This window comes from Longimicrobium sp. (genome assembly GCF_036554565.1).
Taxonomy (GTDB): Bacteria; Gemmatimonadota; Gemmatimonadetes; order Longimicrobiales; family Longimicrobiaceae; genus Longimicrobium.
The window spans coordinates 1-7,856 of record NZ_DATBNB010000468.1 but is presented as its reverse complement, the minus strand read 5'-3'; the positions used below and the strand labels follow the sequence as shown (position 1 = coordinate 7,856).

Genomic DNA, 7,856 nt, shown 5'->3' with positions numbered 1-7,856 from the left:
GGGTTCGACCTGCCCTTTCTCGCCACGCGCGCGCGCCGCCTGGGCGTGAGGATCGACCTGGGGCGGCTGGGCGGATTCGGACTGCGCGAGCGGGCGGCGCGGCGCGGGACGGTGGATTCGCGCGATGCTTCGCGACGTGTCCGCTTCCTGGCGCCGGGGCGCGAGCTGATCGACACGCTGGACGCCGTCCGGCGGCACGACCACTCGACCCGCGACCTGCCCGGGTACGGCCTCAAGGTCGTCGCGAGACACCTCGGCATCGCCGCGCCGGACCGCGAGTACGTGCCGGGGAGCCAGATCTACACCGTCTATCGCACCGACCCCGAGCGCATCCGCCGCTACGCCACGGACGACGTGGAAGAGGTGGCCGGCCTGGCGCACCTGCTGGGCGGGGCCGCGTTCGCGCTGGCGCGGATGGCCCCGCGGCGGTACGAGCGGCTCGCGGACGCGGGGCCCGCGACGGGGGTCATCGACCCGCTGCTGGTGAGGGCCTACCTGCGCGCCGGCGCCGCGCTTCCTGCGCACCAGCCCGGGGACGGCACCCCCCACAGCGGCGCCGCGCTCCACCTGTTCGCCACCGGCGTGGCGCATCGCGTGGTCAAGGCCGACGTCGCCAGCCTGTACCCGTCGCTGATGCGCGCCTACCGCATCGGCCCGGCGCGCGACTCCGTGGGCGCGCTTCTGGCCCTGGTGGACCGGCTGGTGGAGCAGCGGCTGGCCGCCAAGGCCCGCGGCCGCGCGGCGCCCCCGGGCTCGGCGGAGCGCCACACGCACGAGGCCATGTCCGCGGCCATGAAGCTGCTGGTGAACTCCGCGTACGGCTACCTGGCTGCGGGCGGCGAGCTGACGCGCTTCGCCGACGTGCACGCTGCCAACGAGGTGACGCGCCGGGGCCGCGAGATGCTGGGGATGATGTGCCGCGAGCTGGCCGCGCGCGGGGTGACGCTGCTGGAAGCCGACACGGACGGCGTGTACTTCGCCGTCCCCGAGGGATGGATGGAGGCCGACGAGCGGCGCGTGGTAGCCGAGGTCGCCACGCTGCTGCCGCCGCTGGTGCAGCTGGAGTTCGACGGGCGCTACGCGGCGATGCTTTCGCACGAGCCCAAGAACTACGCGCTGCTGGGATACGACGGCACGCTGACGCTGCGCGGCGTCGCCTTCCGCTCCAGCCGCGCGGAGCCGTACGGCGAGGCGTTCCTGCGCGCCGCACTGATGAAGCTGTTCGCGGGCGACGTCGGCGGGGTGCGCGACACGTATCTCGCCACCCTCGGCGCACTCCGCCGCCGCGAGCTGCCTACCTTCGACGTGTCGTCTCGCGTGCGGCTGACCAAGTCGCCCGCGCGCTACGCCGAGACGCGCGAGGCCCGCCGCGAACTGGCGTACGAGGCGCTGCTGGCCAGCGGGAGGACGGCGTGGCGCGTCGGCGAGCGGGTGCGGGTGTATCGCACGCAGGGCGGCGGGGCGGCGGTGGTCCCCTCGGCGGACGAGGACCCCGCCTCCACCGCCGACCCGCGCGACTACGACGTGGCGCACTACGCACGCGTCCTCCGCACCACCTTCGCGGCGCGCCTGGCCCGCGCGCTCACCCCCGCCGACTTCGCCGCCGTCTTCGCGGATGCAGACCAGCTGTCCCTTTTCGCGCCATCCACCGCGGCCATGCGCCCCGTGCTGCAGACGCTCGCGGCCCCTGGCTGATGCGGAGCGGTCGGAATCGGAGGACGGAGCGACCGCGGCGGGGCGGGATTTCAAGCTTGACCGGCGCGAGTCCAGCGTGTACGTTTCACCAGGAGAAAGGAGGTCGAGTGGCCAAGATTACAGGTCCTGAGACGCACCCTGGCAGTTGGGACGTGGCGACAGCCGAACCCGCCGTGCAGAAACGCGTGAAGCGGTTTACGTCCAGTCGAGTCGTAACGGGCGGCCGCGCTGCGGCCAACCATGGCAAAAAAGTCCTGGGAGGCGCCTCGCACGTGCTCAAGCGGGCTTACGTGAGGATTGCCCGGCGTGCCGGATCGAGATCGGACGTTTCGGCGGAGCAGACCTTCGCCCTCCCCGGTGAGGACATGGAGGCATTTTTCGAGGCGCAGAAAAACGCAGGCCGCGCCAGCCGTGCGCTCCTGAATCGACAGCGCCAATACTGAACGCGCCACGCCACCGTTCTTCGAGGGCTGGGATCACTGGATTCCGGCCCTTTGTACATCCAAGCCTACCCCAATGTCGAAAATCGCACGCCCGGGCGAGGCGTGGCCGACCGGGTACGTCTTCGACGTGCCCAGATGGCGGCGGAACGTCCCCGATAGCAAGCCTTGGCGACCGTTCTACCTGCTGAACCGCGTGGTTCCCGGAGACGCCGCGACACTGGCCCTGATGACGACCAAGTCGACCGAGGTGGCCCATGGCGCGACGCAATTCATCGTGCCGGATACGAAGAAGCTGCGGCTGCCGGGGCAGGACGCGAGCTACATCGAAGTTTCCTCGATCCTCGTCGAAGATTCCAGTAACTTCTCGACCGCGTCAGACAACCTGTCCCGCCATCGGGCAGCGGTTCGCGCGCAACTGCACACCGCACTGGGAATGGGAGAGGGCACGGGTCCCGGTACCAAGGGCGAGAGCATCCGCGGATTTCTCGTCCGGTTGACGCGACCGATGGAGCGTGAGTTCGGCTACAGTTTCGGGATTGTACTTACCCGTCACGAGTACAGCCGGGCGCGCCGCCTTCAGACGGTCGTCCCCGTTCTCGATCTGCGAGTCTTCACCGGCCCCGCCGTATCGGCGGCGACATTTGAGCCAAAGGGCGGCCTCATTCGGCCGGCGGATGGCACCGCTGCGTGGCTGAGGCAGTTGCCCCCCGAATGGGCCGGACACGTCCTCGACGTACCCTTGTTGAATACGTTCACCGAAGAATGGCGGATGCACCGCGATCCCGCGCGTTGGCTGCCCCGCCAAATCGAGCATGTCTATCCGACCCCCGTCGATGACGCGACTCTCGCCGCCGTCGAAGCAGCGGTCTCCGAGCGGCTCCAATAACCGGCGGCACTCACCTCGGGCCGAGGTGGCATAGGCAATGCGTTCGCTCCGGCGCTCTGGTCAACGCCTAGCAAGGAGACGGACGTATGGATCAAGATCGCAACGACGGTGGCTTCGGCAGCGGTACTTCCGGCAGCTCGGGAGACCTGAGCGCCTCGACGGGTGGAAGCGCGGGCGGTGGGCTCGGTGGGTCCACGGGCAGCGGTCTGGGTGGCTCCACCGGCGCTGGATCGGCCGGCGGACTGGGCGGCTCGACGGGGAGTGGGCTCGGCGGTTCGACTGGCGCCGGCTCGACGGGCGGTCTCGGCGGATCGACCGGCGGCCTCGGCGGATCGACCGGGGCGGGATCGACCGGCGGCGGCCTGGGTGGCACCACGGGCAGCCTGGGATCGTCGGGTGGTGACCTGGGCGGCGCGTCCGGCACCGTGAGCTTCGGCGGATCGGAAGACGACTTCGGGACCGCCGAAACGACGTACCAGCGGCACTACGCCACGGTACCGGCCACCCCCGCCACCGGTCCGTCCACGTACGACGAGGCGCGCACCGGGTACGAGCTGGGCCACCGCGCGGCGGCCAACCCCACGTACTCGGGCCGCGACTTCAACGAGGTCGAGGTGGACATCCGCCGCGACTACGGCGAGGACAAGGAAGGCCGCTTCGAGCGCATCCGCGGCTTTGCGGCCCACGCCTACGATTGGAAGATGATCGTGGGCGGCATCGCGCTGGCGGCGGGCGGCTGGTGGGCCGGCCGCAAGCTGTACGAGAGCCTCCGCGACATCAGCGAGGAGGAGGAGCAGGAGTGCCGCACGTACTACGAGTCGCACCCGGTGCGCACCACGGGCGTGCCGTACGACCGGGCGCGCACGGTTTACGTGGTGGGCTACGCCGCGGCTCGAAACCCGGAGTACGCCGGGCGCAGCTTCGACGACGTGGAGCCGCACCTGCGCAGCGGCTTCAGCGGCTCGCGCGCCGCGAGCTACGACTCGCTGCGTGACTTCGCGCGCCGCGGCTACGAGCGCGGCACCTCGCGCTCGGGCGGCGGAACCACCAGCACGGGCACGACCGGCACCGGTGGGTACGGCTCGACGGGGACCGGTACCGGCGGCGGCACCGCGGGAGGAGTCGGCGGCGCCACTGGCGGTTCTGGCACCGGCGGGTTCGGAACGGGCGGCACGACCCTGTAGCCGCCGCCGGGCAGGGAAAGCGAAGCGCCCGCCGGGAGCCATCCCGGCGGGCGCTTCGCTTTGTTGGTAGACGATCAAGCTCGGGGTGTCGCGGCGGATCGGACCGTTGACGCCGGGCGGGCGAGGGTGCAACCTCAACCCCTCACCTCCACCCGTACACCAACGCAGATGCGATCGCGCCACCTGTTGCCCGTTCTGGCCCTGGCACTCCTGTCCGCGCTGCCGGCCGCCGCGCAGCCCGACGATCAAGCTGCGTACGAATTGAGTGCCGTCACGGTCCCGCCCCGCCCGCTGAACGTCGCCGAGTTGCAGACAGAGCTGGAGCGCCTGTATCCGCCAGCGCTGCGCGACGCGGGGGTGACCGGCTCGGTGCAGGTACGGTTCAGGGTGAACACGGACGGGTCGGTCAGCAGCCTGGAAATCACCAGCAGCACCAACCGCCTGTTCGACGCCGCCAGCCTTGCGGCCGTGTCGCGCCTCCGCTTCTCTCCTGCCGAGGTAGACGGCCGGCCAGTCCCCGTCTGGGCGGAGCTGCCCATCGAGTGGCAGATCGAGCGGGAGCCGGCTGGAGCGCCGCCGTCCCGTTCGGCGCCACCACTGGATACCGGCGGGCCGCGGCCGGATTCGGCGACACCCTCGTGGCCGGCGGCGCCAGGCCCGCCGACAGGATCCGGCACACCTTCCGCGCCCGGAGCGCCGTCCACCGGCGTCAACGGCTTCGTGTGGATGGCGGCCGGGGTCGCCGCAACCCTTCTGCTCGTCGCCCTCGCCTGGGTGGCCGGGCTGTTCCGCGGCGCCGCTCGGGAGCCGGCCGATGCGTTCGGCAGCACGCGCGTCTATGAGGAAGCGGAGGTAGACGTCCAGCCGCACCTGCTCAATCCGGAAGCGCTGGCCGACGCCCGGTACGACCTTCCCGCGGTGCTGCGCTACGCGCGTGCTTCCGGCCGGGTGATGACCAGCTTCGTGGTGGACGCCGACGGGCGCACGGGCGACGTGAGGGTCGTGAAAGCCAGCCACCCCGAGCTCCACGAGCCGGCGCTACGGGTGCTGCAGGGGCTGCGGTTCAAGCCGGGGCAGGTGGGCGGGCGGCCGGTGGCGGTCCGGGTTGCGCTCCCCGTCGAGTGGGACACCCCGACGCGGTAGGCTACGGGACAGGGAAAATGAAGCGCCCGCCGGGAGCCATCCCGGCGGGCGCTTCGTTCTTTAGCTGAAGCTGGACGTCCAGTGTTCCGACGTGACCGTCACCGTGAGGGCGGCCCCGCAACCTGCTGGATGAGGTCCAGCGCCTACAATGCGGGCTCCGCCAGGACGGGTGGGCCGATCCCAACTCCGCTCAGCTCCACTCGCCAACGAGCGGCGGACGACTCGACCTGCGCGGCAGCCTGCGGATGGGCGCGCGCGGCCCGGGCCTGCATCTGGAGCGCACGCGCGGCGAGGCGGGGTGCCTCGGCCGACGAGGCGAGGAAGGGGGCGGAGAGCGCGAGCCGCGCGCCGAGGTAGTAGTTGGCCGCGGCGGAGAGCGGCCGCTCGCGGGATAGCGGCATCTCCCGATCGAGGACGCGCACGCTCGGCCCATCCGCAAGAGTGAGCGCCGTCTGCTCGAAGGCGGTGATGGCGCCGCGCAGCATGCGGTCCAGCTCGGAGCGCCACGCGCCTCGCAGGTCGGTTTCCTCCAGCACCTGCACGGATTGCGAAAGGGCGAGCATGTAGGCCAGCCCGCGCAGGCTCAGCGTCGCCCCATCCACCACCGCCACCTGGTCCTCTTTCGCCAGCCCCATCGCCGCGGCCCGGAACGCCAGGAACGATTCGGCGGCGGGGCGGCCCATCTGCGCGTAGGCCCAGCCCAGCGCCATGAGGATCGTGGGATCGTCGTTGGAGAGCGCACGTGCTTCGCTGTAGTGCGCCACCACCGCGTCCAGGTCGCCGCGCGCCCATGCATCGCTCGCGGCGGCACACCGGCGGGCGACCTGCCACTTGCGCCGGACCTCCGCGGCCAGGGTCGCCAGGCGCAGCGCAAACGCGCCGCCGAGCACCGTCGCCGCGAGTTCCGCCGCGTTGAACGACAGCATCAGCGCCGCCTTCCCCGAGCTGGCACGGCCCGTCTCCACCAGCCACGAGCTCAGGCTCGGCCCGCCGATGGGGATGGGAATGCCCGTGGGCGTGGCCAGGTCCTGCCCCACGTGCTGCATCCACACCAGCGCCCCGGTAAGCCCGTGTTGGTCGTACACCTGCTGCACTGCCGCGAGGTCGTGCCCGTGCTGCAGCCGGTGCACGATGCCGCCGCCCCGGATGCCGCTGCCCGGCACGGTGTCCATCCAGCGGTGGATCGCGTCATAGTCCGCGCCGAACAGCCGCCGGCTGAGTTCCTGGTGACGCAGGCCGTCGTGGAACACGGACCGGGTGACGGTGATGATCTCGCGCTCGCACACGGTTACGCCGAGCGCGGACAGCCCGAGCAGCGCATCTGCCTGCCACGCGATGCTCAGCATCTCGACGGCCGGGCCGCTCGCCGGAAACGGCGAGAACGCGGGCGAGGCGAGGATCACGTCCGGATCTTCGGGAACCCACACCCGCTGCGCCCGCTGCCCGATCCCGCTCGCGACGCCCCGCCCGACGTTCGCCGCTCGCTCGGCCTCTTGCGCGAGCCGCCGGGAAACCCCTGCCGCCGCGCCGGTCAGCTTGCCGATGCGGGATTCGTCGTCCGCGCCTCTCTCGACGGGGAAGATGGTCAAATCGTCGTCAGGCACCGGCGAATTGGAGGTGGGAGGTGCATAGGCGGATCGACGTGCGCGCACACGCTGGTCAGGCGGGGGGCTCCCCATCGTACGCTCCCGCACTCCGGACAGCAAGAAAGTCCGGTTGCGAGCGGTGCGATCCTGCTCCGCTGCCCGTGGGACGCACCTTGGCTGTATGGAACGCGTGGCGCGTGATATCTTCGATCATCCGCCCCTCCCACTCTCCGCAAGCACTCACGATGAACATCAAGGTCCCGGTCGTCGGCGCCCTGCTCGGTTTCGCGTCGCTGCCCGCGTTTGGACAGGGCACACCGGCGGTGCCCGCCGACACCGTCTACGAAGCACAGTCCGTGACCGTGCTGCCGCGGCCCCTGAACGTGGACGAGTTCACCGCCGCCCTGGCTGCGTCGTATCCGGGGGGCACCCCGGCTGCCGGCGTCGCTCCGTCGGTGCACGTGCGCTTCATCGTGGACGTGGATGGCACCGGGAGGGAGTTCAACATCATCGCCAGCACCGACAGCGCGCTCCATGCGCCGGCGCTGGCGGCGCTCTCCGTGCTGCGATTTGCGCCCGCGGAGGTGGATGGCCGGCCCGTGAACGTACGGGTGGAGCTCCCGATCCAATGGCAGGTGCCCGCGCCGGCCCCGCAGGCGCCCGAGGTCGACGCCCCGCCTGCTCCGAAGGACGACGTCGTCGCGCGGATGCCCACACTGCTCAACGAGCAATCGCTCAGGATCGCGATGAACCGCGAATATCCGGAGAGGCTCAAGGCGGGTGAGGCACGCGGGACCGTCGTCGTTCGCATGCGGGTGAGCACCGAGGGCGTCCCGGAGCAGGTGGTGATCACGTCATCCACCAATCCAGGGTTCAACGAGGCCAGCCTTCGCGTCATACGCAGCGTACGGTTTCGTCC

7 protein-coding genes are annotated in these 7,856 nt (G+C 71.1%); 6 read left to right on the top strand and 1 reads right to left on the bottom strand.

The window, feature by feature from the left end:
* From VIB55_RS12865 to VIB55_RS12845, 5 genes are all read left to right on the top strand, one after another.
* A partial coding sequence (locus VIB55_RS12865) for a DNA polymerase domain-containing protein (RefSeq protein WP_331877052.1) occupies window positions 1–1,695 on the top strand: 1,695 nt, incomplete at its 5' end.
* 107 nt (window positions 1,696–1,802) lie between these two features.
* Window positions 1,803–2,138: a hypothetical protein gene (locus VIB55_RS12860; protein ID WP_331877051.1), complete on the top strand. Its 336-nt coding sequence runs from the start codon at window positions 1,803–1,805 to the stop codon at window positions 2,136–2,138.
* A 73-nt stretch (window positions 2,139–2,211) separates the two neighbouring features.
* On the top strand, window positions 2,212–3,024 hold the full coding sequence (locus tag VIB55_RS12855; RefSeq protein ID WP_331877050.1) for a hypothetical protein: 813 nt from the start codon (window positions 2,212–2,214) through the stop codon (window positions 3,022–3,024).
* 86 nt (window positions 3,025–3,110) lie between these two features.
* Window positions 3,111–4,208 carry a hypothetical protein gene (locus VIB55_RS12850; RefSeq protein WP_331877049.1) on the top strand — a complete coding sequence of 366 codons (1,098 nt, stop codon included), beginning with the start codon at window positions 3,111–3,113 and terminating at the stop codon, window positions 4,206–4,208.
* A gap of 168 nt (window positions 4,209–4,376) precedes the next feature.
* Window positions 4,377–5,351, top strand: coding sequence for a TonB family protein (locus tag VIB55_RS12845; RefSeq protein ID WP_331877048.1), 975 nt, complete (start codon window positions 4,377–4,379; stop codon window positions 5,349–5,351).
* A gap of 143 nt (window positions 5,352–5,494) precedes the next feature.
* On the opposite strand, the gene VIB55_RS12840 is transcribed toward VIB55_RS12845, so the two are convergent.
* Complete coding sequence (locus VIB55_RS12840) at window positions 5,495–6,955, bottom strand: hypothetical protein (RefSeq protein ID WP_331877047.1); 1,461 nt, start codon at window positions 6,953–6,955, stop codon at window positions 5,495–5,497.
* A 227-nt stretch (window positions 6,956–7,182) separates the two neighbouring features.
* Here VIB55_RS12840 and VIB55_RS12835 point away from each other — a divergent pair.
* The coding region (locus VIB55_RS12835; protein WP_331877046.1) for a TonB family protein at window positions 7,183–7,856 on the top strand (674 nt) is incomplete at its 3' end.